We start from the raw sequence: 26988 nt of genomic DNA on the forward strand, positions 1-26988 counted from the left end.
CGGATCACCTCCACGTCTTTTTGTAAGCGCCCGTCGTCATGGCCTGCCCTTCGGACAATCGTGCAAGCATACCCTCGGGCATCGGTTGGCCTGACTCCAGCGCATCGACCGCGGCGCGAAAATTCCGAACGACTTGTGCGACATAGGATTTGGACCGTTGGCGCCCTTCGATCTTCAAGGCCGTCACACCTGCCTTTTGCAATTGCGGGATCAGCCGTTCTGCGTTCAGGCTGACGGGATCCTCGAACAGGTGCCCGGTTTTTTCACCTGCGGAAAAACACCCTTTGCACAAAGTCGGATAAGGTGCGGGCTCATCCCGTTCGACCCGGTGGATCAGGTAACCGCCAAGGCGCGCGTTCAACGCGCCCTGTTCTTCTTGATACTGCACATGGCTGGCAGGAGAGCAGACACCGTTCATGTTTGGCGACAACCCGGTGGCATAAGAGGACAGCGAGCATCGCCCCTCGGCCATGACGCAAAGACCACCGAACACAAACACTTCGGTTTCGACGCCGGTTTCAGAGTTGATCGCGGCAATTTCCGGCACGGACAAAACGCGAGGCAAGACCACCCGTTTCACACCGAAGGTTTCGGCATAGAAATTGATCACGTCAGCATTGGCCGCCGCGGCCTGCACGGACAGGTGCCTGCGCAATCCGGGATGGTGTCGCGCGGCGTAGTCCAGCAAGCCCAGATCGGCGAGAATGACAGCATCTGCACCGCAGGTTTCGGCATCCGCCACCGCTTGTTTCCAGATCCCTTCATTGCCCGCCTGCGGGAAAGTATTGATTGCAACCAACACCTTCGATCCGTGATCATGGGCAAAGGAAACTCCGGCCCGCATTTCAGCGCGGTCAAAGTTGAGCCCCGGAAAGTTCCGCGCATTGGTTTCATCATTGAACCCACAATAGACCGTGTGGGCCCCGGCCTTGACAGCTGCACGCAGGGCCGCGGGCGTTCCCGCCGGGCAAACGATTTCCATTACCATAGGATCGCGTCCTCGGGTCGGGTCAGGCACAGGCCGGTCCGACGCTCTGCAAAGGCGATGATCTGCTTCAGCGGGCGTGCAAGCGGGCCGGAAAGGGTTGCGGCCTCGTGCGCGAGGTCCAGCTCTGCGTCGTCAATTGCGTTGCGCAGCGCCAGTGCCGCGGCTGTGTCGCCCTCGATCACCAGATCGCGCGAAAAGAACAGGGCATCCCCGTCAAACGCACCATGCACCAGCCCCAGCAGCGCGGCCAGCGGGCCGGATATTCGCGCAGCCCCAGCCACGTGCCCGCGGCTCAGTCTTATTCTCGGTGCGCCGTCATTCGGTTCAAGCAGAAGGACAACTGGCAGATCCGTTGGATCAAGCACAAAGGCTGCCTGGCTGTATTCACCGAGCCGGTTGAGCAAGTCGGGGTGTTTCTTGGTTATTTTGCGGGAAAACGCCGTCAGTGACAGCGACAAAGGTGCAAGCGGAACAAACCGCAGGGCCGCGGCCAAAGCGGCAGGGCAACGCGGTATCGGGTTTCGGGGATCGGACAAACAGACCTCCTGCTGTCTCAACAAAGTGAACCGGTGCAGCCTTCCTAAAGCCGCCCCGGCGCCCGGGACTTGACGGTTGTCAATTCGACCGGTCTCTTTCGCTGCTAGAGGGTGGGCACCACCGCCGGAGCAAACCCATTCGCACTCTGCCGCCATATCCCAGCCTTCGACATTTTCTGAAATGGTGTGAAGAAATCGGGCAGTTCAGGCGCATCGCCGAACCGGTTTCCGTGCGCCATCAAATGACCGCCGTCCACCGCGCCGTGTTGGAGGCCAATGGGCCGGTGTTGCAGTTTGACACACCGACAGGTGTGCCCTCGGGGCAGTGCGACATACCGGTTGTGGTCAACCTGTTCGGAACTACGGAACGCGTCGCCGCCGGACTGGGCGTTTCTTCCGAAGGGCTGGATGATCTGGGCGCATTTCTGGCTGCGCTTCGGGCCCCGACGCCCCCGGACGGGTTGCGGGATGCGCTGTCCCGTTGGCCGATGCTGAAGGCCGCATTGTCCACGCGACCGAAGCAGGTCAAAACCGCCGTTGTTCAGCAGGTTTGCCACCGCGGGGCCGATGTTGATCTCTGTGCGCTGCCGATCCAGACACATTGGCCCCAGGACGCGGGGCCTCTGATCACCTGGCCCGTGGTCATCACCCGGCCCCGTGGCAGCGAACCCGACGCGGCACAGACCTACAACGCCGGCGTCTATCGCGTTCAGGTGCTGGACCGGAACCGTCTGATCATGCGCTGGCTGCCACATCGCGGCGGGGCCGCTCATCATCGCAGTTGGGCGCGGCACGGCGAAAAAACGCCGGTCGCGATTGTTCTGGGCGCAAACCCCGCGACCTTGTTGTCGGCGGCTCTGCCCCTGCCCGAAATGGTGTCTGAGCTGACATTTGCCGGGGCCCTGAACCAGAACCGGCCACGTTTGGTTCCGGCCAAATCCGTCCCTCTGCTTGTGCCGGCAGATGCCGAGATCGTTCTGGAAGGCTGGGTGTCGCCAAACGAGACAGCACCCGAGGGGCCGTTCGGGGATCACACCGGATATTACAATCCCGCCGAGCCGTTTCCGGTGATGCATGTCACGGCCGTGACCCATCGCGAAGCGCCGCTGTATCTGTCGACCTATACCGGACGCCCGCCGGACGAACCTGCCATCATCGGCGAAGTGTTCAATCGCCTTGCCTTGCCGACCATTCGCGCTCAGATCCCCGAAATACACGACCTCTGGCTGCCGCCTTCCGCCTGTTCCTATCGCATCGCCATCGTCGCCATCGACAAGCGATATCCCGGCCAGGCCCGGCGTGTGATGATGGCGCTTTGGGGAATGCTGCCGCAATTCAGTTATACAAAGATGATCGTTGCGGTCGACGCTGATATCGACCCCCGAAACTGGGACGATATCGCCTGGGCGCTTGCCACACGCATGGACCCGAGCCGTGATGTGATGACCCTGGACAGGACACCTATGGATTATCTGGATTTCGCCTCACCAGAACCCGGTCTGGCCGGAAAGCTGGGCATCGACGCCACGACGAAAACAGGCAGTGAAACACGGCGGGAATGGGGGACGGTCATGCGTACCGACAAGGTTGATCACGCATTTGCGGAAGACCTGATAAACAGATTGATGCCGGAGCTGAGAACATGACGAAAACCCGTGTAGTCTTAGGCGTATCAGGCGCTTCCGGTGCGGTTCTGAGCCTTGCGGTGGCACGACATCTGACATCGGCGGATATCGAAATCGACCTGGTCGTCAGCCCCGCCGCCCGCCTGACGCTTGCACAGGAATGCGGCCCGGATGCCCTGAAGGAACTGCGGCAGTCGGCAACCCGTCATCACGCGCCCGCCGATATCGGGGCCAGCATAGCATCCGGTTCGGTGCCGGTATCCGGGATGATCGTCGCGCCCTGTTCCATGCGCTCACTGGGTGCGATCGCGCACGGACTGGACGACAACCTGTTGACACGCGCGGCCGGCGTTCAGCTCAAGGAACGACGCCCACTGGTTCTGCTGACACGAGAAGCGCCGCTGACACTGGCGCATTTGCGCAATATGACAGCCGCCGCAGAAATGGGAGCCATCATCCTGCCCCCTGTGCCTGCCTTCTATTTGAATCCGGTCAACATAACCGAAATCGCGGATCAGATCGCAGCGCGCGCGGTTGATTGTCTGAAGGTTTGCGAACCGGCCGCGAAACAGTGGCATCCCGGAAACGAGGCGGACCCTGTCGATCGGTCCGAAAGCAAATTGCACATCCCATAGCCACAGATCGCGGATGAGATCTGTGGCCTCGCGAAACCCTTGATCCGGCGGGCCGGTTGCTTCAGCCGCGCAGCCTGCCGCCCAGAGGATCGAACGGCGCTTCTGCCAGCACCCGAGCCTTATGCGGTTTGCCAATCACCTGGATCACCACTTCATCCCCTGGCTGCGCCACGTCAGGGTTGCGGAAACCCAAGGCCAAAGATTTCCCGACTGAATACCCGTACGCACCCGATGTGACACGGCCCACGGGCGCACCATCAGGTGTAAAGATAGGCTCACTGCCAGTGGCGTCGGCATCCTCGGTCACGTCCAGTTCAAAGATGGACAGGACCTCGCGTGGTGCTTTGTCCTTGATGGACAGATAGGCGTCTTTGTGCAGGAAGTCCTTGTCCAGCTTGATCAGACCCGTCAGCCCGACCTCTTGCGGCCAGTATTCCTGAGAATACTCCCGCCCCCAGGATCCATAACCCTTTTCGATGCGCAGCGACCCAAGCGCCCGCCCGCCCACGGGGCCACCACCACAGTCTTTGGCGGCTTCCACCAACGCAGAGTAAAGCGCGACCTGATCGGACTCGGCGCAGTGCAGTTCCCAACCCAGATCGCCGGTAAAGCTGACCCGGATGGCCACGCAATCAACACCTGCAACGGTGATCTTCCGGGACCGCATGAAGCGGAATCCTTCGTTGGAAAGATCAGCATTGGTCAGGCGCGCCAGCACCTCGCGAGATTTCGGGCCGGCGATGTTGAACCCCGCAACGCGGTCCGTTGCGACTTCAAAAGCTGTGCCCTCGGGCATTTCCACCATTTGAAAGAAACGCTGATGATAGCGTTCAGCCATGCCCGAGCCGATCATCATGTATTCGTCTTCGGCCAGCTTGGTGATGGTGAAATCACCCGCCACGCCGCCGCGCACCGAGATCAGCGGCGTCAGGCAACTGCGGCCAACCTCGGTGGGCACGCGATTGGCAACCAGACGATCCAGCCAGTCATAAGCGCCCGGTCCTTTGATCACGTAATTGGCGAAGTTCGAGATATCGATCACGCCCACGCTGTCGCGCAGCATCTGCACCTCGCGCCCCACCGGATCAAACCAGTTCTGACGGGTAAAGCCAGCGGTCTCTTCGGTGCCGGGTTCATCTGCAAACCACAATGGGTGTTCCCAACCACAGTTGAGACCAAAGACACAGCCCATCTGTTTCTGCATCTCGTAGGCGGGGCGCACACGGGCCGGGCGGCCTGCGCTGCGTTCTTCATTCGGGAAGTGGATTTTGAAGCGATGGGTATAGGCGTCTTCGACCCGCGCCTTGGTGAACTTTTTGTCGGCCCAGTCGCCAAAGCGGGCGAGATCCCAGGCGAACATGTCATATTGCGGTTCACCCTCGATCATCCATTGCGCCGCCAGCAGCCCCAGCCCGCCGGACTGCGAGAAGCCGGGGATCAGACCGCCACAGAGGAAATAGTTCTTCAGCTCGGGCACCGGCCCCCACAGCATGTTGGCATCGGGCGACCAGATCATCGGGCCGTTGATCACCCGTTTCACCCCGGCCGTGGCGGCGACCGGCACGCGTTCGGTGGCGCGGATCACGTTTTCCATGATCCGGTCCAGATCGTCGGGGAACAGATCATGGGCAAAGTCGAGCGGCGTGCCGTCTTCGGCCCAGAACTTCATGTCTTTTTCATAGGCCCCGATCAGCAGGCCGTTGCCCTCTTGTCGGAAGTAATACTCGCCGTCCCGGTCGGCGATTGACGGCAGACGGCGGCCCAGACTGGCCACTTCGTCGATGCTTTCGGTCACGAAATACTGATGTTCGGTCGGTTGCAGCGGCAGGGTCAGGCCTGCCAGCGCCGCCACCTCGCGCCCCCAGAGGCCCGCGGCGTTGACCACCCATTGGGCATGAATGTCACCCTTGGGCGTACGAACGATCCAACTGCCATCGGGTTGCTGTTCCGTGGCGATCACCGGGCAGAACCGTTCGATGGTGGCCCCCATCGCACGGGCCCCGGCGGCATAGGCATGCGGTACGCCGGACGGGTCCACATTGCCGCCATCAAGTTCGTACATGATGCAGCGGATGTCATCGAACTGCGCCAGCGGGTGCAGCTCTTTGGCCTCTTCCCGGCTGACCTCGTGGAAATTCAGCCCATAAAACCGGGCCTTCGCCTCTTGCAGGCGCAACTGTTGCTCGCGCTCTTCGGTCTGGGCCAGATAGAGCGATCCGGGCTGGAACACACCACAGCTTTGGCCGGTTTCCTTCTCCAGCTCTTTGTACAGGTTCATCGTATAGTGCTGGATGCGGGTGATGTTGTTGTTGTCATGCAGACCGTGGATGTTGGCCGCCGCGTGCCAGGTCGATCCGCTGGTCAGCTCGTCGCGTTCCAGCAGGATCGAGTCCGTCCAGCCGAGTTTGGCAAGGTGATACAGGATCGACGTACCGGCAAGGCCGCCGCCGATGACAACAGCTTGTGCATGGGTTTTCATGAGGGAATGTCCTTGGATATGGCGCGGCTCAGGCGGCGATTTCTTTCATGACGGCAAGGAATTTGGCGACTTCGCCGATCGAGTTGTAGTGACACATCGAGACCCGTACACAGGCATCATAGCCAAGCGGTGTCAGGATATTGCCGGAATAGTGGTCCGCCTTGCGCAGATGCGTGCGGATACCGTGTTCGTTCAGCCGTTTGACGACCTCGGACGAGGCCACACCTTCGACACGCAGCGATACCAGACCTTCTCGTGCCGGGTTGTCGGCCCCGCCCAGAATGGTGACTTTTTCCATCTCGGCTAGGCCACTCAGGTTGCCGGTACCGTGGATCATCGCGTCGGTCAGCGCCTTTTCCTGCGCATGGATCGCATCACCCGCCGCCAGAAACTTGCCGCGCCGGTCTTCGGCATCGCTGACCTGACTGCCCAGCCATTCGAAATAGGATACGACGTCGGACATCGTGGCATAAGCTCCGGTGTCGCGCGTGCCCATTTCCCAGTTGTCCGCGGGGCCATCCAGCAAGGCGTTGTGCTCCAGCGCGGTCAAGCGATCTGAGATCCAGGCCACGCCGTAGCCATGACGCGAAAACACCTTGTAGGGCGAAATCACATAACCATCTACGTCATAGGCGGTCAGATCGATCCGGCCATGCGCTGCGTGCTGGATGCCATCGACGATGATGAAACAATCCGGAGCCACGGCGCGGATGGCCTGAGAGACGGCAGCGACATCAACGCCCATTCCCGTCACCGGAGAGGTATGCAGGATCGTCGCCACTTTGGTATCCGGTGTCACGGTCGCGGCATAGGCTTCGGCCGTGACGGTGCCGCTGGCGTCATCATGGGGCACCAAAACATGGGTTTGCCCGGAAATGCGAGCCCAACGATCACAGGCCGATCGCGTCGCCGGGTGTTCCAATGTGGATCCCAGCACAACGCCCGGACCCGTTCCCAGACATGCGTTCATGATCAGCCGGAACAACAGCTCTGTGCCGCTTTCACCCACAAAGAACTGCCCGCCGGGTGCGTTCATGAAATCCCGCATATCCGCCTTGGCCGCGTTGATCGTGGCGACCAGGGCATGGGATCCCGGATTGTCGCGCCCCTGGTTGTCCGGGATGGCGGCGTAACGAACCGAACTTTCCAACACTGAATTCAATGTCAGTGCGCCTCCGGCATTCTCGAAAAAGATCCGCTCACCCTGTTCGGGGCAATGATCGATCTGGGCAAAGCGGCTGCGGATTTGGTTCAGCAGGCTCTCTGATATTTGGCTCATGGTCAGTGGTTCTTGTTTCGTTGTGTGTGCAAAGCTGTGCTTTGCCGACCCTAGGACGGTTCTTGCCGCAAGACATGCAAAAAAAACTGTGGCAAAGCGGTAGAATATTCTGTGCAAGTCGCGCGGGTGCCAGCCCAAAGCCTGTCACGACGGATACCACCCGTCGCCAAGCCCGGGACTCTGTGCCTGCGGCGGCGAATGGCATATCTTCTTGATTTCCGAACCGTTTGTAGCTGGTCGACTACTCGGGCAGGTACTTTTCCGACCAGCTTTCGGCGGCCGATCCAGCAGAGATCATCGCGTCGATATCCTCATCTGCATAACCGACGTTTCGCAGAATGCTGCGTGTATCCGCGCCGTATTTCGGCATCGGTCCGGGAATGACGATCCGGGCGCGTTCGGGTCGCACGGCATTTGGGGCAACCAGATCGCACCACCGGCCCATAGGATGCATGTCATGCCGAATGACGCTGAACGTTCCCCGCATCAGGTCGATATTCCCGGCACTTTCCGGCTGCAACACGGCGTCGCGCGTGTCATGCAACGATCCCAGAGGCATGACGGTGCTGGAAGAACCGGAAAACGCCTTTTGCCAGTAATCAACAGGTTGCCTTGCAAAATGATCCGCAAGCGCATCCGGCAATTCCTTCTCCGGTGTATCGGCCATACTGGCGAGGTCCGAGACACGGCGCAGGGCTTCGCGTTGTTCGGCGGGTGCGGCAAAGAACATCCACCCGTCCGCCGCGCGGTAACAATGGTAGAATGGTCCCCAGCCCATAGCTGCGCGCCCGGCTGGTTCGTCAAAGGGCGCGCGGCCTTCGAAATCATGCATCAATTGCGCCTGAATGAGGTTGCCGGCCGCCGCCAACGCAGCCCGCGCAATCCCGCCTTTTCCGGTTTTCTGCAATCTCAGCAGGGCCGCACCAAGCGCAACACATGCGCAATAGCCGGTCAGAACGTCAATCGTACCGAAATGCGCATGCTCTTCGGGCGTGGCCATGCCACCGCCAAAACGCACCATGACCCCTGTCGCGGCCTGCGCCAGGTCGTCATACCCCAGATGGTCCGATTTGGGTCCGCGCGCAGGACCGCCAAAGGCATCGAGTTGCACCAGTATGAGGCGGGGGTTGATCGCCGACAGCTCTTCCTCGCTCAACCCCAGGGCATCGCGCTGCTCATCCGTGCCGTTCATGGTGATGATATCCGAGGAGTCGATGAGCCGTCGCAACGCCCGCTTCCCGCCATCCGAGCTCAGGTTCAGCAAAACGCTTTGTTTTCCACGATGTGCGTGCAGACCGAAAAACACGGTGTTCCACGGATCGACTGATGGCTCTGTCGGCTGAACGGATGTCACCTGAGCGCCAAATCGCGCCAGCGTGGACCCGATCGTCGGACCGGCGATCACGTTGGTCAGGTCCAGCACCTTCAACCCGTCCAGCCAGCCCTGGCCGCTTGCGGCTGGCGGTCCGCTGCGCGGCGGTTCGGCAAGGATCGTTGAAACGGGTGCGTCATCGGGATCGGGGCCCGGTTTTTTGACCAGCGCAGCGCCATCATCCGCAAGCCACGCAACATTTCCCATCTGCTTCATCTTCCCATGACGCGGGTCTTCGACCTCCAACACCAGACCCGAGGCCAAAGCGTGCGGATCGGCCAGCCATTCCTTGCTGAACCGTTGCGCCGTTCCGGGCGCCTTGGCAGACCCGAAAAGGGCTTCCCACTCATGAGAGGGCCTTGTCAGAAAGGCCTTTTTCATTGCGTCGGATACACGCGCGCGATCCCTTGCTCCGACGGGGTAGTTGCGCAGCGACCATTCATCCGGCCAGTCTGCGGTATCGAGATAGGCGTCGAAGTCCGGCAATTGATCGGCAAGGTCTTTGAGGCCAAGCGTCTCCAACACCCGCCGGGGATGTGTTTTCACACTGCCCGCCACCACATAGAACCCACGCCCGTCGGCGCAGGTATAAGTTCGATAGAAAGGGTCCAGGAACTCTTCCAGTTCCGCAAAGCTCAGATCCGTTGGCAAGCCTTCGGCTGCGCGCCTGTCAAGTTCCACTTCGCGAGGGGACTTGTAGCGTTCGGGATAGTCCTCAATCTGCTCACAGTTATACACCAACCCTTCCAGCAAAGCCGAAGCCAGAGGCACCTCGATGTGATCGCCTCCGTTCCGGTCACGTGCAGCCAAAGCGAACTGCACGGCCATCGCGCCTAATGAAGCGCCATAGGCGGATGCCAGCGTCAAAGGTGAAAAGGATGGGTTGATGCCCATCAGGCGCCGGTTCAGCCCCATATCCGTGAATTGCCCGGTACAGGCCGCGATCACGGCTTCCCACGCCGGAAGATCGGCCAGCGCGGGATCATTTGAGGCAAACCCCGGCAATGACAATGACACGATGCGCGGATTTATGTCGCGCAGAGCTTTCGGACCGAGGCCCAGCCTCTCCATCACGCCGGGCCGGAAGTTCTCGATCACCACGTCAGCCCGCGCCACAAATTCGCGCGCGACCTGCAAACCCCCTTCGGATTTGAGGTCGATCGTCACGGCGGTTTTGCCGCGTGACAGCACGTCTGTGGCCGGTTCTTTCAATCGCGGGCCACCGGGCGGGTCGATGCGGATCACCTCTGCCCCCAAATCAGCAAGCATCATGCCAACCAGTGGACCAGCCAGGTATTGGCCAAAATCGAGGACACGAATATGATCGAGCTGCCTTGCAGTCATCCGTTGTGACCCTCCCCGGGTGTTTGGTGTGTTTGTTGCGAAGCGGCGTGCAGGCAAGAGGTCACAACGCCCTTTCCGGAACAGGCTGAGTTTTCAGGCTTGGGACATAACGCGATCAATGCAACACCTGCCCTTGTTCAACATGCGACAAGGCGGCCACGACCAAGCTTCACAGCCTTCTCCGGCGACCGCTGCGCGTACCATGCAGCCGAGCAATGCCAAGAAGTTGTTCGATTTGACCAAGCCATGTCGCAAACGAGAAACATCGCTCAAAAATCCGCGTGAGACGCATAGTTGGAAGCGCACCGAGGCCCGGATGGAAGCGGATCAGTCGCCTTGCAAGATCACCGGACCGTTGCGCCCGGCAGTCGGAACACAAGTTCTTGGAATCGCTCAAGAACGTGGAGCTTCCCAGGTGTCAGGCGCCGCAAGACAAAAGGTCTCGGCACAATCGGGCCAAAGGCCACGTTGGCACGTGGCAGGACCTGTCGCGACACATGGCCGGCAATCGCGATTCCGATAAAATATCTCTTTTTCCGGCAATATGACCACGATCTACATCAATTCGTCAAATTGGCACCTATGAATTGTCGAGGCCGCGCGTCACGCTTGGAACAGGATGGGAAACAGCGGAGATATTTATGTCCTGGAATGTGTGCGTTGTCGGCGCTGGAAAGATCGGACAGATGATTGCAACCCTGTTGAAAGGGTCGCCGAATTACTCTGTGACGGTCGCTGATCACGATCTGAAAGCGCTTGGTGATATCTCGAAGATGGGCATTGGAACCAGACAGATCGATGCCAATGACGCGGACGGGCTGGCCCGGGAACTGACGGGTTTCGATGCAGTCATCTCGGCAGCGCCGTTCTTCTTGACCCCTTCGATTGCGAAAGCATCGAAAACGGCCGGCGCGCATTACTTCGACCTGACCGAGGATGTCGCGGCCACGAATGCGGTGCGTGAACTGGCCGGGAACAGCGCTACTGCGTTTATGCCGCAATGCGGTCTGGCACCAGGGTTTGTCGGCATCGCCGGGGCTTCGCTGGCAGCGGAATTTGACGAGATTGACAGCCTGCATATGCGTGTGGGAGCATTGCCGCTTTATCCGACCAACGCGCTGAAATACAACCTGACCTGGTCCACCGACGGGTTGATCAACGAATATTGCAACCCATGCGATGCCATCGTGAACGGCAAGCTGGTCAAGACCGCGCCGTTGGAGAACTACGAGATTCTGGGCCATGACGGCGTGGAATACGAATGCTTCAATACCTCGGGCGGTCTGGGCACGTTGCCGGAAACGCTGGAAGGCAAGGCGCTGGATGTGTCCTATCGCTCGATCCGCTATCCGGGTCATTGCGATATCCTGAAGCTGCTTTTGAACGATCTGGGGCTGGAACGCCGCCGCGACCTGCTGAAAGAGATATTCGAGGCCGCCCTGCCCCGCACCGATCAGGACGTGGTGCTGGTATATTGCACCGCAAAAGGCGTCATTGATGGCGTGCTGCGCGAAAAGTCCCTGATCAACAAATCCTTTGCCCGCACCATCAATGGACAGGTCTGGAGCGCCATTCAGGTCACGACCGCCGCAGGCGTGCTGGGGGTGGTCGATCTGATGCGGATCGGAGCGCTGCCCTCGAAAGGCTTTGTCCGGCAGGAACAGGTCAAGCTGGACGACTTCCTCAACACTGAGTTTGGCCAGCTGTATCGTGCTGGCGACGTCACCGAACAGAACAAGGCGGCCTGAGATATGAAAGACATCGTAATGACAGCCCAAACCACGCTTGAAAACCTGGATCTGACCGAGGCCCAACTCAAAGGCGGCACGCTCAAGGTCACGTCGCCGATTGACGGAAGCCTGCTGGCCGAAGTGCACGAGACGCCGATCTCGGACATGGACGCCATCTTTTCCCGTGCAAAGGCCGCGTTCAGGGAATGGCGCGTGGTGCCCGCCCCGCGCCGGGGTGAACTGATCCGCCTGTTGGGTGAAGAGCTGCGCGCGGCCAAGGATGATCTGGGTGCTCTGGTCAGTTGGGAAGCAGGCAAGATCACCTCGGAAGGTCTGGGCGAAGTGCAGGAGATGATCGACATCTGTGACTTTGCCGTCGGCCTGTCGCGTCAGCTTTATGGTCTGACCATCGCGTCCGAACGTCCCGGCCACCGGATGATGGAAACCTGGAATCCTGCTGGCCCGGTTGGTGTGATTTCCGCGTTCAATTTCCCGGTCGCGGTTTGGTCGTGGAACGCTGCTCTGGCCATCGTATGCGGTGATCCGGTGATCTGGAAACCGTCCGAAAAAACCCCGCTGACGGCGCTGGCCTGTCAAAAGGTTTTCGAACGCGCCCTGGCCCGATTTGGCGATGCGCCGGACGGTCTGCTGCAAACGCTTATCGGTGGCGCCGATCTGGGAGAAAGACTGGTGGCCAGTGAAGATGTTCCGGTGATCTCGGCCACGGGATCGACCCGCATGGGCCGCGCTGTTGCCCCCATCGTCGCACAGCGCTTTGGCAAGTGCATTCTGGAACTGGGTGGCAACAACGCAATGATCGTCGGCCCTTCGGCTGATTTGGAGATGGCTGTGCGCGCGATTGTCTTTTCGGCAGTTGGTACCGCCGGTCAACGCTGCACCACGCTGCGTCGCTTGATCGTGCACAACTCGATCCGCGAAGAACTGGTGAGCCGTCTGAAAAAAGCCTATTCGGGTCTGCACATCGGCAATCCTCTGACAGACGGCACGTTGGTTGGACCGCTTGTGGACGAAGCGGCGGGTGCGGCGATGACCGCGGCTTTGAAAGCGGCCGAAGCGGAAGGCGGTTCGGTGTTCGGCGGCAACCGCGTTACCGAAGGCGTTCCAGCAGGCGTATACATGGAACCTGCGATTGTCGAAATGCCGGGTCAGACCGCGACCGTGAAAACCGAAACCTTTGCGCCGATCCTTTACGTCATGGGCTATGACGATTTCGACGACGCGGTAGAGCTTCAGAATGACGTACCGCAAGGCCTTTCATCCTGCGTGTTTACCCTGAACATGCGCGAGGCCGAGCAGTTCCTGTCCGCAGCCGGATCCGATTGCGGAATTGCCAACGTCAATATCGGGCCCTCAGGGGCAGAGATCGGTGGCGCCTTTGGTGGAGAGAAGGAAACCGGCGGCGGGCGCGAAAGCGGTTCGGACGCGTGGAAAGCCTATATGCGCCGACAGACCAACACCGTGAATTACTCTGCCGAACTTCCACTGGCACAGGGCGTCAAATTCGACATCTGAGTGTGGCTGGATAGTTGTCGGGCAAAAAACTTGAATAGCCCGCAAAAACACCACCCGGGACGACCAGTCCCGGGTGTTTGTTTTTTCCTATATGTTGAAGCAGTGTTCAGGCTGCGGGTTTCGATGTAGACGCTGCGGCGGTCGTTTCGATGCAGATGGGTTGTCGTGAATGTCGCCAGGGCGGCGGCAACGCGCGTATCGTTTCCATGATGGCGATCCGACGCGTTTCGGCAGGAGGCCATCCGTGACTTCGAGCAACCTCATAGATCGGGGAATGACCCTGTTCGGTGCGCTGGGGCTGTTCATCTCGAACGTGACCGATGTGCTAGAACCGTATCGCAATGGGCGCCTGAAGGCGGAAATGGACGGCGATCTGGTGGTTCTTGACGAAAACCTTGCTGTACGGCATGTGATGGCCGGGGGGGAGCAGCATGTCCGCGAAAGCCAAATAGCCCGACGTGGCATGCATGAACAGTTCAAAGCGTCCGCGCGGTCCCCGGTGACTGCCCGCTTCAGCACCGGAAGGTAGTTAAGACATGTGCCCTGCACCCATTGATGCAGAGACCCCACGCGGGTTCATTATCCCGATCGGGGGCGGCGAAGATCGCGTCAAGGAAATGCAGATCCATCGCAAGTTCGTTGAGCTTTCCGGCGGCAGCGATGCCGACATCGTCGTGATCCCGACAGCCTCGATGCTGGAAGAAACCGGGCCCGATTATAACCGTATCTTTTCCGAACTGGGTGCGGGCAAAGTAGAGTTCCTGCCTATCTCGCGCAGGGCGGATTGCGACAACCCCGAGTATGTCGAGATGCTTGATCGAGCGACCGGAGTTTTCATGACAGGTGGAAACCAGTTGCGCCTGTCAGCGATTCTTGGGGGAACTCTGGTCGCCCAAAAAATCCGCCGGCGGAATGCAGCCGGTGTTCCGGTTGCCGGAACTTCGGCAGGTGCTTCGATCATGTCTGAACACATGGTTGCCGGTGGCAGCAGCAACTCGGCCCCGGCGGAAGGCAACATTACACTTGCACCGGGTATGGGCCTGACCAATGCCGTCATCATCGATCAGCATTTCACCCAGCGTAATCGTCTGGGTCGCCTGCTAACGGCCTCATCTTTCAACCCATTTTTGATTGGTTTGGGAATTGACGAAGATACGGCCGCCTTCATTGGGCCCGACAATGTCTTTGAAGTCATCGGCAGCGGCTCGGTTACTGTCGTGGATGCCAGCCAGTTGACTCATTCATCAATGTGGGATGCCCGGCGGGGCGAAGCGCTTAGCCTTCTGGGACTTCGGCTTGACGTTCTGGGTGAAGGGTGCCGTTATGACCTGACGGCTCGCCAGGCTTTTCCGCCGGATGAGCATTTGGCGTTCTGCACCTTGCCGGATTTGTCCGGGGAAGAGGCCGCCAGCGGGGGGAATAAAAGCTAACCAACGGGGAGCCTCATGAAAATAATCTCGACCAATGTCTTTGTCGGCCCGAATGTCTGGGCAAGTTTCCCCGTTATTCGCCACGTCATCGACCTGGGTATTCTGGAAGAGTGGCCATCGGCAAAAATTGGTTCCGAGTTTATCGACGCGCTGATCGAAGCGCTTCCTGGCCTTGCGGAGCATGGCTGTTCCTACCGCGAACCCGGAGGTTTCATCCGCCGTCTGCGTGAAGACGAAGGCACGTGGCTGGGTCACGTTCTGGAGCATTGTGCTATCGAAGTTCAGAACGTAGCGGGCACTGACGTGACCTTTGGCCGGACACGCGGCACAGGTGAGCCGGGCCAGTACAACATGGTGTATGAATACCGACAGCGCGACGTTGGGCTGGACGCAGGGAAGCTGGCAATGCGGTTGCTGATGCATCTGTTGCCGCAATCCCTGAAAGATCTGGTGGATTACGATTTCGACCCGGACTTTAACTGGGACGACGAACTGCGCAGCTTTGTTCTGCGCGCACAGCGCAAGGAATTCGGCCCGTCGACCGGGTCGCTGGTCAAGGCGGCGCAAGAACGCGACATTCCCTGGATCAGACTCAACTCTGGCTCGCTGGTGCAATTCGGGCACGGCAAATACCAGAAACGCATTCAGGCGACGATTACATCCGAGACCAAACATATCTCGGTCGAGATTTCCTGCGACAAGGAAGACACCCACAACCTGCTGAACGATCTTGGCCTGCCGGTTCCACAGCAGCGCATGGTCTATTCCGCACGCGAAGCTGTGCGCGCTGCAGCGCGCATTGGCCATCCGGTGGTCGTCAAACCATTGAATGCCAATCATGGGCGGGGCGTTTCGATCAATTTGAACTCGGAAGAAGAGGTCGAGGCTGGCTTCGCCGAAGCAAAGGAACATTCCCGAAGCCGCGCCATTCTGGTGGAGAGCTTTGTCACCGGGTTCGATCACCGGATGCTTGTGGTGAACAACAAGCTTGTTGCGGTGGCAAAACGGGTTCCAGGCCATGTGGTCGGTGATGGTACGCACACGATTGCCGAGTTGGTCGATATCGTGAACGAAGACCCGCGTCGGGGCATCGGGCATGAAAAAGTGCTGACCATGCTCGAGATCGATACTCAGGCCAAGCGCCTTATGGATGCCGCAGGCGTAACCGAAGAGACCGTCTTGCCGGACGGTGAAATTTTCTATCTGCGTTCGACGGCAAACCTTTCGACCGGCGGCACTGCGATCGACCTGACAGATGTGGTCCATCCCGACAACCGCGACATGGCGGAACGAGCCATAATGGCGGTTGGGCTGGATGTTGGCGGCGTCGATTTCCTGATCGATGACATCACCAAATCCTACAAAGACATCGGCGGTGCCATTGTCGAAGTGAACGCAGCACCCGGTTTCCGCATGCATGTGGCGCCATCCGAAGGACAACCGCGCGATGTAGCCGGCAAAGTGATCGACATGCTGTTTCCAGCCAATGAGGAAACCCGCATTCCGATCGCCGCGATCACCGGCACCAACGGCAAGACGACGACGTCCCGAATGCTGGGCCATATTATGAAGACCAGCGGCAAAACCGTTGGCATGACCTCGACCGACGGGGTCTATGTCGATGGTAAGCTGAGCGTCAAGGGTGACATGACCGGGCCAAAATCCGCGCAGATCGTCTTGCGCGACCCGATGGTTGATTTTGCCGTGATGGAAACCGCGCGCGGCGGGCTTGTGCGGTCTGGTCTGGGATACCAGCGCTCGAACGTGGCGGCATGCCTTAACGTTTCGGCCGACCATCTTGGCCTTGGCGGCATAAACACAGTCGAGGAACTGGCCGTGGTGAAACGCGTGGTGGTGGAAAGCGCGACGGATACGGCGGTTCTGAATGCTGATGACATCAATTGTCTGAAAATGGCTGACTACGCCGGGGCGGATCAGATTTTCTACGTCACGACCAACCCCGGCCACAGCCTGGTCAAGGAACATATCAAGGCGGGCGGAAAGGCCATTGTTCTGGAAAAAGGCATGAACGGAGACATGCTGACGATCTATGACAACGGGCTTCACATTCCGGTCCTGTGGTCGCATCTGATCCCCGCCGCACTGGAAGGCAAAGCGATCTTCAACGTTCAAAACGCCATGTTTGCTGCCGCCATGGCCTACAGCTTCGGGGTCGATCTGGACAACATCCGGCATGGGTTACGCACCTTCGATACCAGCTATTTCCAGGCGCCGGGGCGCATGAACGTCTATGACGAACATCCGTTCAAGGTCATCCTGGATTACGGCCACAACCCCGCCGCTCTCAAAGCGATGGCCGCGTTGGCGGATCAATTGGAGATCAAAGGTCGCCGATTGTGTGTCGTTGCCATGCCCGGCGACCGGCGCGATGAAGATATCATCGACGGAGCTGCCGCGCTGGCCGGGCATTTTGACCATTTCATCTGCAAGGCCGATGACCGCCGCAGAGGCCGAGGACATGATGAAGTACCGCGGATGATGCGTCAGGCACTGATCGACAATGGCGTTGACGACGCATCCATTACGGTTATCCCGGATGAGGTCGAGGCCGTAAATGCCGGACTGCAACAAGCGGCACCGGGGGATCTGTTGGTAATCTTCGGCGACGACACTACGCGCTGCTGGAAACAGATCATCTATTTCAGCTCTGACGGTGCAACCCCAGATGCCGAGGCTGTACCAAAGACCACGGCCGTCGACACATCCTTCGAGGACATGTTCGAAAACGATCAGAATTTGATCAGGGACGAGCGCGGTGTGCGCCTGGCGCGTGAAAACAGCGAAGACGCGGACTGAGCGAGGGCACCGGAATGGACCGGATTGAAGAGCTTGAAACCGCGCTGACCATAATAAGTGCGACCGCTGATCATATTCAGGCCGACGACGCCCGGCGTCTGACGGGGCCTGGCCTGTTATGGAACAAACCCGGCGCGGTGATGGATGTATTTTTCACCGGAATTGATCCATCCACGGTCTCGGCCCTGTGGGAAAAAAACGCCCGCCGAGTGCTGGACGCGCTGGGATGGACGGATCAGGATTTGACCCATCGCACATTCACTGGCGGTGTAAATCTGGCGATTTCCGCACCAATGGATCAGCTGTATTCGGCGATCTTCGCGGTGCAGACGGCGTGGCACTTCTGTGCCGCCGAGTTGTTGGATGCAACTCCCGGTGACTTTGATCAAATGGTGGCCGATGTCAAAGCTGTTATGGCCAAAGAAGCCAATCCCCGCCTGATCGACCTGATCGCTGCGGCCGAGGCGCATGGCGTGGATATTCTGTGCGACGACGATGAGGTTTCAATCGGGCACGGTACAGGTAGTCAGGTCTGGCCGGTTGATGCCCTGCCCGTCCCTGGTGACGTAGACTGGTCCAGCCTTCACAACATTCCAGTTGCGTTCATCACCGGCACCAATGGCAAGACCACGACGACCCGGTTGCTTGAGGCGATCGCGCGGGCATCTGGCAAAGTTGCAGGGCTGACCTCGACCGAGTTTGTGCGGGTCGGCAACGACATTCTTGACCGAGGCGATTACTCGGGCCCGGGTGGCGGCCGGATGCTGCTGCGCGACAAGCGCCTTGAGATCGCCTGCCTTGAAGTGGCCCGCGGGGGTATTCTGCGCCGTGGCCTGCCAACGCGTGCGGCCTCGGCTGCCGCGGTCACAAATGTTGCGAATGACCATTTGGGACAGTACGGCGTCAATACCGTGCCGGAACTGGCACAGGCGAAATTCGCCGTGCATCGCACACTTACCGATGGTGGCGTGCTGGTTCTGAACGCTGATGATGCGTATGTCCGTGCCGAGGCAAAAAACACGTCGGCAAATATCTGGTGGTTTTCCTTGGATGCACAAGCGGATCTGATCCGTGACGCGCGCGATTCCAACAAATGCTGCGCCTATGTGCAGCAGGAAAATATCGTGTTTTTCGATGGCACTTCCGAAAAGACGGTGATTGCCGTGTCAAACGTGCCCGTGACCATGGGCGGGGCGGCGAAATACAACACCCTGAACGCCTTGGCCGCCATGTGCCTTGCTCTGGCGCTGGACCTACCCCTTCAGGCAGTTCGAGATGGATTGGCCGGTTTCAAACCCGATGTACAGGACAATCCGGGGCGCTGCAACGAGTTCAACTATCATGACGCCCGTGTTTTTGTAGATTTCGCACATAACCCGCACTCGATCTCTGCCGTGTGCGAAGCGCTGTCAGGACTTCCGGCAAAACGTCGCTTTATCATGCTCAGCCATGCGGGCGACAGATCGGATCAGGACATTCGGGACGTTACCGCGACGGCTTTGAAATTCCAACCTGACGTAATCGTTGCAGCCGAACTGGAAGGCTATCTGAGAGGCCGGGCGTTGGGAGAAATCCCGGACCTGATCGAAGGGACGGCCTTGAAGCACGGATACAACGCTGATCAGATCCAAAGGGCCCAATCCCCTTCTCAGGCCGCGGCCAGGATTCTTAAACAACTTGAGCCGGGCGATCTTGCTTTGTTGCTTGTCCTGTCAGAACGCGACGCCGTTCTTGAGATGCTGGGCGCTTAGGTACGACACCTATTGGCGTACCCCGGCGATCTATTGGAAAACAAACAAACCCCGCATTGGGTTTGCGGCATCCAAGAAATCACGGCCACGAATGACTGTCGGCCTGATCATGGGTTTTCTATATTTGTGAGGACGTAATCCACCGTTCAATCTCGCCTGGGGAAACTGAGCGAAACCAATCGCCCGAGTTGTCAGGTCACGGTCGATCTCGGCAGGCATTCGGCGATCACGAAGCTTGGGAACACAGTCCGGGCCTAACAACACAACCCTGTTGTTGTTCGATTGCCGATTATCCCGGTGCGCCACTTACTCGCTCAACAGCTGCGACAGTTTTTCTGCACCCCGGCGCAAAGTGTCGAGAAATGACTTCAGACTGCCGACATCATGCCGTTGCGTCGGGGCATGAACTGAAAGCGTCGCAACCAGCCTGCCCTGCGCGTCCTGCACCGGCACGGCGATCGCCACCATGCCCGCCATGAATTCTTCGTCGTCGGTGGAAAATCCCCGCTCGGCGGTGATCTTGATTTCACTCAGCAGGGCCTTCGGCTCTGTCAAAGAACGGGCAGTTTGCTCTTTTAGCTTTCCGGCTAAAAGAAACCCGTTCAGAGTTTTGGGGCGCAAGGTGGAAAGGTACATCTTTCCACTGGCCGTGCAGTGGAACGGCACCTGGGTTCCGATCGGCAATTGAATCCGCAACGGCCATTTGGTTTCCACCCGGTCTAGATAGATCATGCCTTCGCGATCCGGGATGGCCAGATTGCATGTTTCGCCCACTTCATCGGCCACGCCGCGCAGGATGGCGAGACGCGCGGTCCGCAAATGCTCGGCGGACATGGTATTCACGGACAACAGCCGCAGTCTTCTGCCCGGACCATAGGACCGTCCGTCAAGATCGCGTTGCAGGAACCCTTCTGCCTCTGCCGTTTGCAGCAAACGATGGATTGTGGGTTTGGCCAATCCCAATGCATCGATCAGGTCCGAGGGTTTGACCGCAACGCCGCGCCGTGCCACCTCTTCAAGGATCAGCAACAGGCGCAGGTTGGTGGGAATCTGAGTTTCTCTGTCTTTAGTATCAGTCTCGGCCATCCTTCAACATTCTAGTTATTTGGCAGAAGGATCAAGGCCAGTTCGGGGACCAGCGACACCAATATCCAGACGGATAGCAGGGACACCAAGTAAGGCACCGTATAGCGGAGCAACCGGAAATACGGCACGCCCGTCACGCCTGAAGCGACATACAGGTTAAGCCCGTATGGTGGTGTGATAAACCCGATGGACGCCCCGACCAGGAAGATGACCGAGAAATGGATTGGATCAATTCCAACCGAGGCTGCGATCGGCGCAAGGATCGGGGCCAGGATGATGGTGACCGGAAGGCTTTCCAACACCATGCCTGAAAAGAAGACGATCACCATCGATGTGAACAGAACCGCATGGTATCCCCCCATGGAGGTCACAAAGTTTCCGATTGTTTCCTGTGCGCCAAGCAGGGACAGGATCTGCTGCATCACCACCGAAATTGCGATCAACGGGGCCAGGATACCCGTAATCTGGGCAGACCTGATGACGATTGAGGGAATCTCTGGGATCGTGAACCCTTCGACCACGAACATTTCAGCGAAGCTCTTTTCGGTCGGCGGTATGTCGTTCCGGGCCCCCATGATGCGGTTGATCGGGTAGCTGACCAGCCCCGCGATGACACAAAAGCCCACGGTCACGCCGGCGGCCTCTGTCGGAGAGAATTTGCCGGTATAAATGCCCCAGAGCACAAGACCGATGGCGAAAAAGCCGAGCCAGGCACCAAAGGCGGTTTTCAGCACCCGGTTCAATTGCAGTGGGATCAGATAGCCCCACCCGTTCATGCGGCAGATGACCCAGCATGCCAGTTGCATCCCGATGACCATCAGCGCACCGGGCAGAATACCGGCCACGAACAATTCGGAAATCGGCAGGTTCATCAGAAAGCCATAGACGATGAAGATGATCGAAGGGGGAATGATGATACCGACAGTACCGCCCGCAGCAGCGGTCGCGGCGCTGAACCGTTCGTCATAGCCGCCCTTTACCATCTCGGGATGCAGCATCGACCCGATGGTCGCCGTCGTGGCGGAGTTCGACCCGGAAATCGCCGCGAACAACCCGCAGGCCCCCAGCGACGCCATTGCAAGTCCGCCGCGTATCCAGCCCAAACAGGCATAGGCAAAATCACTGAGCCTTCGCGCGATACCGGATTTGTTGATCAGATCTCCGGTCAGGATAAACAGCGGCATTGCCAACAGGGCGAAGCCCTTGTTGAAGACGTTCAGCAGTTCGGCCCCCATATTGTCCAGCGTCAAACCAAGGACAAAGGAACATCCAATGACCCAGTAACCGATGACCAGCAGCACCGGCACGCCCAGCATGAACAGAAAGGTGACCCCCAGCGAGATCAGTGTAACAAGTGTTCCGTCTGTCATCAGTCTGCCCCGATCACGGCCTGCTTGATCAGCGGCGCGCCTGTTTTCCAGTTGTGCAAATCATCGGCGAGGTTCTGAAACACGCGACCGACCATCAAGAAGAATGACAATGGTGCAGCCAGCAGGAACCACCACTGCATGATATTGTCCGTGCCCAGAACGATCTGAAAGTTCGAGGCCGAAAGCGCCACCAGTCGCGAGGTGGTCACGATGACGATCACCGCAAAGATGAACCACAGCACCGCGTCAAGAAACAGGCAGGCCAATTGCCCGCCGCGGGGCATGGCGGTGCGGAATTCACTGAAACTCAGATGCGTGCGCAGGCGTACGTTGTAGGACGCTCCGAACCAGGCCATCACCATGAAAAGAAGCGGAGGAATGGTCGTGGACCAAGGTTCCTGATCATTGAAGACAAACCGGTCGATAACGCCCCAGAAAATGATCAGCGCGATGGCAAGATAAGAATACACCATGACCGACCGTTCCAGATGACGTTCGATTAAAGGCACCTTGCGATAGATCAGCATGACCAGCAAACCCCCGATCGCGGCAACGACCGCACCAACGATCCAAGCGGCGTCGGATTCCAGAGCAAGTTGAATCTCGAAAGAATCCTGGCTGAGAAAAGCGCTGAATATTGCGCCAATGTCTGCCCAAAGTGACATGAAGCCCGTCCTCCCAGTGGGTATTGATTGAACCGGCCCGTTCGGGCCGGTTCTGGCAGTCTAATCAGGCCTCGCCCTTCCACCAGCGGCGCGGCTCGACATTTTCCGGCAGCGTGTCCGCTGGGATCTCGCGCGCGATGTCGTAGATCTCCTGGTATGTGTCGATGCCACCAGCCCATTTGTTCAGCCGCTCGCGCCACTGCGCCCACGGCTCGGGGTTGTAGTTCGGAGCACACATTTCTTCGGCCAGCTTGATCTGGTCCTCCGGCAGGAAGGCCGGGCGCACGCCGTTTTCCGCAAAGATCGTGTTGGGAAGCTGCGGCTCCGAGAAGCCAACTGTGTTCAACAACGCAGCCTCATTCGCACCTTGGATCAACGCCTGTGTGAAGTATGAAGACTCCATCACGGCGTCCTGCAACTCGCCGCCGAGGCTGTCGAAGACCTTGGCCGACATCGAGGTATGCTCGGTGCCACAGAAGAACTTCAGGTTCACTGACTGCGAAACCACAGGCGCCATGTTCGCATATGCCACCGCCGAGGCCCAGGTTTCCGCACCATCGATCAGACCGGTCTTGAGCGCATCCAGCGTTTCTTCCCATGCCACTGGAACAGGGTTCAGATTCAGCAGTTGCATCGCGATCCGACCCAGCTGCGTGCCCGTCACGCGGTTCTTGGTCCCGAACAACTCTTCCAGCTTGGTAACGGTCGGCTTGTCGGCAAAGGTCGAGCCCATTTGCAGACCGCGCAGTTCACAATGGGTGAACAGGAATTTCAGCCCGTGACGCTTTTCAAGCGGGTCGCGCAGGATGCGTTGGCTGGCGGGGCTGTAGAAGAAATGATACTGCGCCGCCCGGCTGGGGAACATATAGGCATAGTCCAGGACGTTCAGATAAGGCGCACCGCCGGCCGAATTCTGGGTCGAGGCTGCGTAGATATCGACGATTCCCTGTTGCGTTTTTTCAACACAGCTGAGTTGTCCGCAGATCTGGTTGTCGCCGATGAACTCGATCCGAATCTCGCCATCGGTGCGTTCTTCCAGGTCGCGTGCAAACTCGATGGCGCCGGCGCGCTCGATCAGCAGGTTGCGGGTGTTGAAGCCCGACGCACCAAATTTCAACGTGTGCTTCGGTTCTTTCGAAAAGCGTTTTTCATACGTGGATTCCGCCGCTTGCGCCAGATTGGCTAGGCTCATTGCCCCGCCAAACCCTCCTGCTGCAAGCAGCGTCGAGCTCATGCCGTAGCGCCCTGCCACCCGGAAAAAATCCCGCCGAGAAATACCACTCAGTTTCCGACCAATCTCCATTGCTTATCTCCCTGTTCGCAATTATTGAGACGTTTTGTATCAAAAAAGGCTAGTATATTTCTTGCATCTTGCATAGAGTTTTTTTCAACGACGTTGGAAGGAGGCGGTCATGGAAGTGGATTATGCGGTAGTTGGCGCGGGGTCTTCGGGCTGTGTCATCGCCAATCGGCTCAGCGCCGACCCCAACACGACCGTCGCGTTGTTGGAGGCTGGCGGCCGCGACACCAATCCCTGGATCCACATCCCGGTTGGCTATTTCAAAACCATGCACAACCCTTCGGTGGACTGGTGTTACAGGACCGAGCCCGATCCGGGCCTGAACGGGCGCTCGATCGACTGGCCACGCGGCAAGGTGCTGGGCGGCTCATCCTCACTGAACGGTCTGCTCTATGTGCGCGGCCAAAAAGAAGATTATGACCGCTGGCGCCAGATGGGGAATGTCGGCTGGGGCTGGGAAGACGTGCTGCCTCTGTTCAAACGCAGCGAAGACCAAGAGCGTGGCGAAGACCCGTATCACGGTGTCGGTGGGCCGCTGTCGGTGTCGAACATGCGCATTCAGCGACCGATCTGCGACGCATGGGTCGCGGCAGCGCAAGCCGCCGGATACCCGTTCAATCCGGATTACAACGGCGCAGATCAGGAAGGCGTAGGGTATTTTCAGCTGACCACCCGCAATGGGCGCAGGTGCAGCTCGGCCGTGGCGTATCTGAAACCCATTCGAAACCGACAAAACCTGAACATCATCACGAACGCATTGGTGACACGCATAACGCTGGATGGGAAACAGGCGACCGGACTTGTCTATCGGGATCGCGCAGGCAATGAGAAAACCCTGAAGGTACGACGCGAAATCATCCTGTCCGGCGGCGCAATCAACTCTCCTCAGATTCTGATGCTGTCGGGTATCGGCGACCCGGACCACCTGAAGAAAAACGGCATCGATCCGGTCCATGCCTTGCCCAATGTCGGCAAAAGACTACAGGATCACTTGCAGGCCCGTCTCGTTTTCAAATGCAATGAGCCCACATTGAATGACGAGGTGCGCAGCCTGATCAATCAGGCCCGTATCGCGCTCAAATATGCTTTGTTCCGCGCCGGTCCGATGACCATGGCGGCCAGCCTTGCGACCGGATTCATGAAAACGCGCCCGGACGTGGAAACACCCGACATTCAATTCCATGTACAGCCTTGGTCCGCCGACAGCCCCGGCGAAGGCGTGCACCCGTTTTCCGCCTTTACCATGTCCGTGTGCCAGCTGCGGCCGGAAAGCAGGGGTGAACTGCATCTGAACGGCCCGGACCCATCACAGCATGTAAAGATCATTCCGAACTATCTGTCGACGGAAACGGATTGCCGAACCATCGTCGACGGCGTGAAAATCGCCCGCAGAATCGCACAGCACAATCCGCTGGCATCGAAGATTTCCGAAGAGTTCCGCCCGACGTCACAACTTTCGACCGACGATTACGAGGGCACGCTGGACTGGGTCAGGTCGAATTCCGTTTCGATCTATCACCCGACAGGGACCTGCGCGATGGGTACGAATGAAACCGCAGTCGTTGACCCCGCGCTAAAGGTGCGCGGCATCGGAAACTTGCGGGTCGCGGATTGTTCGATCATGCCGGAAATCGTCAGCGGCAACACAAACGCCCCCGCGATCATGATCGGAGAAAAGGCAAGTGACTTGCTTGCCGCAGGAACATAGCGCAGCAGGCCGCGTATCCGGATCCCAGGAAAACTGGGCAACTCGGCTTGCAGATCTCAGGGAAAGCCCGGTGATGCCATCCCTGCCCTGACCTAGCGCAGAGGCGGTGTCAGCCACTGCGCCGACATCCCATAGTTGGAATTCTTCAACTCCTGTTTGGCGATAGCCTGAAGATGGACCTCATCCGGTCCATCCGCATAGCGCAACGCCCGGGCCCAAGTGTAACTGTCGGCCAATGGCGTGTCGGGTGTCATGCCCATTGCGCCAAAGACCTGCATTGCACGATCCGTAACCTTTGCATGTACCTGGGGCGCCACGACCTTGATCAGGGATATTTCGCGGAAGGCCTTTTTCGCCCCCACCTGATCTATTTTCCAGGCCGCCTTCAGGGTCAACAGCCGCGCCTGTTCAATTTCCAACCGGGATTTGGCGATCCATTCACGGATCACGCCTTGTTCCGAGAGTTGCTTGCCAAAGGTCTTCCGTTCCTGGGCACGTTCCACCATCAGGTTCAGTGCCATTTCCGCCGCCCCGATCGAGCGCATGCAATGGTGAATTCGCCCCGGCCCAAGCCGCGCCTGAGCCAGTGCAAATCCGCTGCCTTCTTCGCCCAGCAGATTGCCGACCGGGACGCGCACGTCCTTGAACACCAGTTCAGCATGGCCTTCGGGATCGTGCATGTTCAGGATTGTAGGATTGCGCACGATCTCCAAACCGGGCGTATACCTTGGAACGATGATCATGCTTTGCTGTTTATGGCGATCGGCGTTCGGGTCGGTTTTACCCATGACGATGAACAGTCTGGTATTGGGGTGGCACGCATTGGTGATGAACCACTTGCGGCCATTGACGACGTATTCGTCACCCTCGCGCCGGATGGATGTCGTTATGTTGGTCGCGTCTGAACTGGCCACGTCGGGTTCGGTCATGGCAAAGGCCGAGCGGATCTTGCCGTTCAACAGCGGCACCAACCAGTCTTCGCGCTGCTCGGGCGTGGCGAACATGTGCAGCAATTCCATGTTCCCGGTATCCGGCGCGTTGCAGTTGAAGACTTCCGAAGACCAGCTCACCTGGCCCATCAGCTCGGCCAGGGGCGCGTAATCAAGATTGCTGAGCCGCGTTCCGGGCTCATCATCCCGCAAGGAGGGCAGGAACATGTTCCAAAGCCCTTCGGCGCGGGCCAGCGACTTGAGGTCTTCCATGAACGAAACGGGGAAATTGCCGGCTTCTATTTCCTCTTTGTGGTCGCGAATGCGCGGATAGATATGCGCCTGCATGAAGGCTTTCAGCCGGTCGTGCATTTCCGTGGCGCGTGGCGATGGAGCAAAATCCATTGTGAT

19 protein-coding genes are annotated in these 26988 nt (G+C 58.8%); 9 read left to right on the top strand and 10 right to left on the bottom strand.

Annotation, left to right across the window (positions count from 1 at the left end; translation table 11 throughout):
- Positions 1-4 precede the first annotated feature (4 nt).
- Both ubiU and ubiT read right to left on the bottom strand, forming a co-directional pair.
- Positions 5-982 carry a ubiquinone anaerobic biosynthesis protein UbiU gene (ubiU, locus tag ACR0A2_RS14650; RefSeq protein WP_171229498.1) on the bottom strand — a complete coding sequence of 326 codons (978 nt, stop codon included), beginning with the start codon at positions 980-982 and terminating at the stop codon, positions 5-7.
- A complete protein-coding gene (ubiT, locus tag ACR0A2_RS14655) occupies positions 982-1524 on the bottom strand; it encodes a ubiquinone anaerobic biosynthesis accessory factor UbiT (RefSeq protein ID WP_480835749.1) in 543 nt (180 codons plus the stop codon). The genes ubiU and ubiT overlap by 1 nt, the downstream gene beginning before the upstream one ends.
- Before the next feature lie 137 nt (positions 1525-1661).
- On the opposite strand from ubiT, the gene ACR0A2_RS14660 reads away from it, so the two are divergent.
- Together ACR0A2_RS14660 and ACR0A2_RS14665 are read left to right on the top strand one after the other, a co-directional pair.
- Positions 1662-3170: a UbiD family decarboxylase gene (locus tag ACR0A2_RS14660; RefSeq protein ID WP_480835939.1), complete on the top strand. Its 1509-nt coding sequence runs from the start codon at positions 1662-1664 to the stop codon at positions 3168-3170.
- Positions 3167-3784 carry a UbiX family flavin prenyltransferase gene (locus ACR0A2_RS14665; RefSeq protein ID WP_480685219.1) on the top strand — a complete coding sequence of 206 codons (618 nt, stop codon included), beginning with the start codon at positions 3167-3169 and terminating at the stop codon, positions 3782-3784. The genes ACR0A2_RS14660 and ACR0A2_RS14665 overlap by 4 nt, the downstream gene beginning before the upstream one ends.
- Before the next feature lie 61 nt (positions 3785-3845).
- On the opposite strand, the gene ACR0A2_RS14670 is transcribed toward ACR0A2_RS14665, so the two are convergent.
- The 3 genes from ACR0A2_RS14670 to ACR0A2_RS14680 all read right to left on the bottom strand — a co-directional run bounded on the left by ACR0A2_RS14670 (position 3846) and on the right by ACR0A2_RS14680 (position 10258).
- A complete protein-coding gene (locus ACR0A2_RS14670; protein ID WP_480835750.1) occupies positions 3846-6263 on the bottom strand; it encodes a GcvT family protein in 2418 nt (805 codons plus the stop codon).
- A gap of 28 nt (positions 6264-6291) precedes the next feature.
- Positions 6292-7542 carry an aminotransferase class V-fold PLP-dependent enzyme gene (locus tag ACR0A2_RS14675; RefSeq protein WP_480835752.1) on the bottom strand — a complete coding sequence of 417 codons (1251 nt, stop codon included), beginning with the start codon at positions 7540-7542 and terminating at the stop codon, positions 6292-6294.
- 241 nt (positions 7543-7783) lie between these two features.
- The gene (locus tag ACR0A2_RS14680) at positions 7784-10258 is read right to left on the bottom strand and encodes a CoA transferase (protein WP_480835753.1); all 2475 of its coding nucleotides are present in this window, start codon (positions 10256-10258) and stop codon (positions 7784-7786) included.
- Between the two features lie 641 nt (positions 10259-10899).
- On the opposite strand from ACR0A2_RS14680, the gene ACR0A2_RS14685 reads away from it, so the two are divergent.
- The 6 genes from ACR0A2_RS14685 (at position 10900) to ACR0A2_RS14710 (ending at position 19519) form a co-directional block, all read left to right on the top strand.
- Positions 10900-12006, top strand: coding sequence for a saccharopine dehydrogenase family protein (locus ACR0A2_RS14685; protein ID WP_480835755.1), 1107 nt, complete (start codon positions 10900-10902; stop codon positions 12004-12006).
- An 18-nt stretch (positions 12007-12024) separates the two neighbouring features.
- Positions 12025-13521, top strand: coding sequence for an L-piperidine-6-carboxylate dehydrogenase (amaB, locus tag ACR0A2_RS14690; RefSeq protein WP_480835941.1), 1497 nt, complete (start codon positions 12025-12027; stop codon positions 13519-13521).
- Between the two features lie 244 nt (positions 13522-13765).
- Positions 13766-14050 (top strand): hypothetical protein, encoded by a 285-nt coding sequence (locus tag ACR0A2_RS14695; RefSeq protein ID WP_480835756.1) that lies wholly within the window; start codon positions 13766-13768, stop codon positions 14048-14050.
- Positions 14051-14057: 7 nt separating this feature from the next.
- Positions 14058-14951, top strand: a complete 894-nt coding sequence (locus ACR0A2_RS14700; RefSeq protein ID WP_480835758.1) for a cyanophycinase — start codon at positions 14058-14060, stop codon at positions 14949-14951.
- 15 nt (positions 14952-14966) lie between these two features.
- Positions 14967-17768, top strand: coding sequence for a cyanophycin synthetase (gene cphA / locus ACR0A2_RS14705; RefSeq protein WP_480835759.1), 2802 nt, complete (start codon positions 14967-14969; stop codon positions 17766-17768).
- Positions 17769-17782: 14 nt separating this feature from the next.
- Positions 17783-19519 carry a Mur ligase family protein gene (locus tag ACR0A2_RS14710; RefSeq protein ID WP_480835761.1) on the top strand — a complete coding sequence of 579 codons (1737 nt, stop codon included), beginning with the start codon at positions 17783-17785 and terminating at the stop codon, positions 19517-19519.
- Between the two features lie 306 nt (positions 19520-19825).
- Here the strand turns inward: ACR0A2_RS14710 and ACR0A2_RS14715 are convergent, their stop codons facing one another.
- The 4 genes from ACR0A2_RS14715 to ACR0A2_RS14730 all read right to left on the bottom strand — a co-directional run bounded on the left by ACR0A2_RS14715 (position 19826) and on the right by ACR0A2_RS14730 (position 23943).
- Positions 19826-20605, bottom strand: coding sequence for an IclR family transcriptional regulator (locus ACR0A2_RS14715; protein WP_171614542.1), 780 nt, complete (start codon positions 20603-20605; stop codon positions 19826-19828).
- Positions 20606-20616: 11 nt separating this feature from the next.
- Positions 20617-21975 carry a TRAP transporter large permease gene (locus ACR0A2_RS14720; protein ID WP_171331461.1) on the bottom strand — a complete coding sequence of 453 codons (1359 nt, stop codon included), beginning with the start codon at positions 21973-21975 and terminating at the stop codon, positions 20617-20619.
- Positions 21975-22640, bottom strand: coding sequence for a TRAP transporter small permease (locus ACR0A2_RS14725; protein WP_480835764.1), 666 nt, complete (start codon positions 22638-22640; stop codon positions 21975-21977). The genes ACR0A2_RS14720 and ACR0A2_RS14725 overlap by 1 nt, the downstream gene beginning before the upstream one ends.
- A 64-nt stretch (positions 22641-22704) precedes the next feature.
- On the bottom strand, positions 22705-23943 hold the full coding sequence (locus ACR0A2_RS14730) for a TRAP transporter substrate-binding protein (protein ID WP_480835765.1): 1239 nt from the start codon (positions 23941-23943) through the stop codon (positions 22705-22707).
- Positions 23944-24052: 109 nt separating this feature from the next.
- Here ACR0A2_RS14730 and ACR0A2_RS14735 point away from each other — a divergent pair, with 109 nt between their 5' ends.
- Positions 24053-25648 (top strand): GMC family oxidoreductase, encoded by a 1596-nt coding sequence (locus ACR0A2_RS14735; protein ID WP_480835767.1) that lies wholly within the window; start codon positions 24053-24055, stop codon positions 25646-25648.
- A gap of 92 nt (positions 25649-25740) precedes the next feature.
- On the opposite strand, the gene ACR0A2_RS14740 is transcribed toward ACR0A2_RS14735, so the two are convergent.
- Entirely contained in the window at positions 25741-26982 is a 1242-nt protein-coding gene (locus ACR0A2_RS14740; RefSeq protein ID WP_480835768.1) for an acyl-CoA dehydrogenase family protein, read from the bottom strand.
- Positions 26983-26988: the final 6 nt, after the last annotated feature.

Source organism: Ruegeria sp. H8 (assembly GCF_056532905.1).

Coding starts and splice junctions, on each gene's coding strand:
- ACR0A2_RS14680 (WP_480835753.1), bottom strand. CDS start 10,258: ATGACTGCAAGGCAGCTCGATCATATTCGTGTCCTCGATTTTGGCCAA.
- cphA (WP_480835759.1), top strand. CDS start 14,967: ATGAAAATAATCTCGACCAATGTCTTTGTCGGCCCGAATGTCTGGGCA.
- ACR0A2_RS14700 (WP_480835758.1), top strand. CDS start 14,058: ATGTGCCCTGCACCCATTGATGCAGAGACCCCACGCGGGTTCATTATC.
- ACR0A2_RS14725 (WP_480835764.1), bottom strand. CDS start 22,640: ATGTCACTTTGGGCAGACATTGGCGCAATATTCAGCGCTTTTCTCAGC.
- ACR0A2_RS14740 (WP_480835768.1), bottom strand. CDS start 26,982: ATGGATTTTGCTCCATCGCCACGCGCCACGGAAATGCACGACCGGCTG.
- ACR0A2_RS14665 (WP_480685219.1), top strand. CDS start 3,167: ATGACGAAAACCCGTGTAGTCTTAGGCGTATCAGGCGCTTCCGGTGCG.
- ACR0A2_RS14735 (WP_480835767.1), top strand. CDS start 24,053: ATGGAAGTGGATTATGCGGTAGTTGGCGCGGGGTCTTCGGGCTGTGTC.
- ACR0A2_RS14720 (WP_171331461.1), bottom strand. CDS start 21,975: ATGACAGACGGAACACTTGTTACACTGATCTCGCTGGGGGTCACCTTT.
- ACR0A2_RS14675 (WP_480835752.1), bottom strand. CDS start 7,542: ATGAGCCAAATATCAGAGAGCCTGCTGAACCAAATCCGCAGCCGCTTT.
- amaB (WP_480835941.1), top strand. CDS start 12,025: ATGACAGCCCAAACCACGCTTGAAAACCTGGATCTGACCGAGGCCCAA.
- ACR0A2_RS14685 (WP_480835755.1), top strand. CDS start 10,900: ATGTCCTGGAATGTGTGCGTTGTCGGCGCTGGAAAGATCGGACAGATG.
- ACR0A2_RS14715 (WP_171614542.1), bottom strand. CDS start 20,605: ATGGCCGAGACTGATACTAAAGACAGAGAAACTCAGATTCCCACCAAC.
- ubiU (WP_171229498.1), bottom strand. CDS start 982: ATGGAAATCGTTTGCCCGGCGGGAACGCCCGCGGCCCTGCGTGCAGCT.
- ACR0A2_RS14670 (WP_480835750.1), bottom strand. CDS start 6,263: ATGAAAACCCATGCACAAGCTGTTGTCATCGGCGGCGGCCTTGCCGGT.
- ACR0A2_RS14730 (WP_480835765.1), bottom strand. CDS start 23,943: ATGGAGATTGGTCGGAAACTGAGTGGTATTTCTCGGCGGGATTTTTTC.
- ACR0A2_RS14710 (WP_480835761.1), top strand. CDS start 17,783: ATGGACCGGATTGAAGAGCTTGAAACCGCGCTGACCATAATAAGTGCG.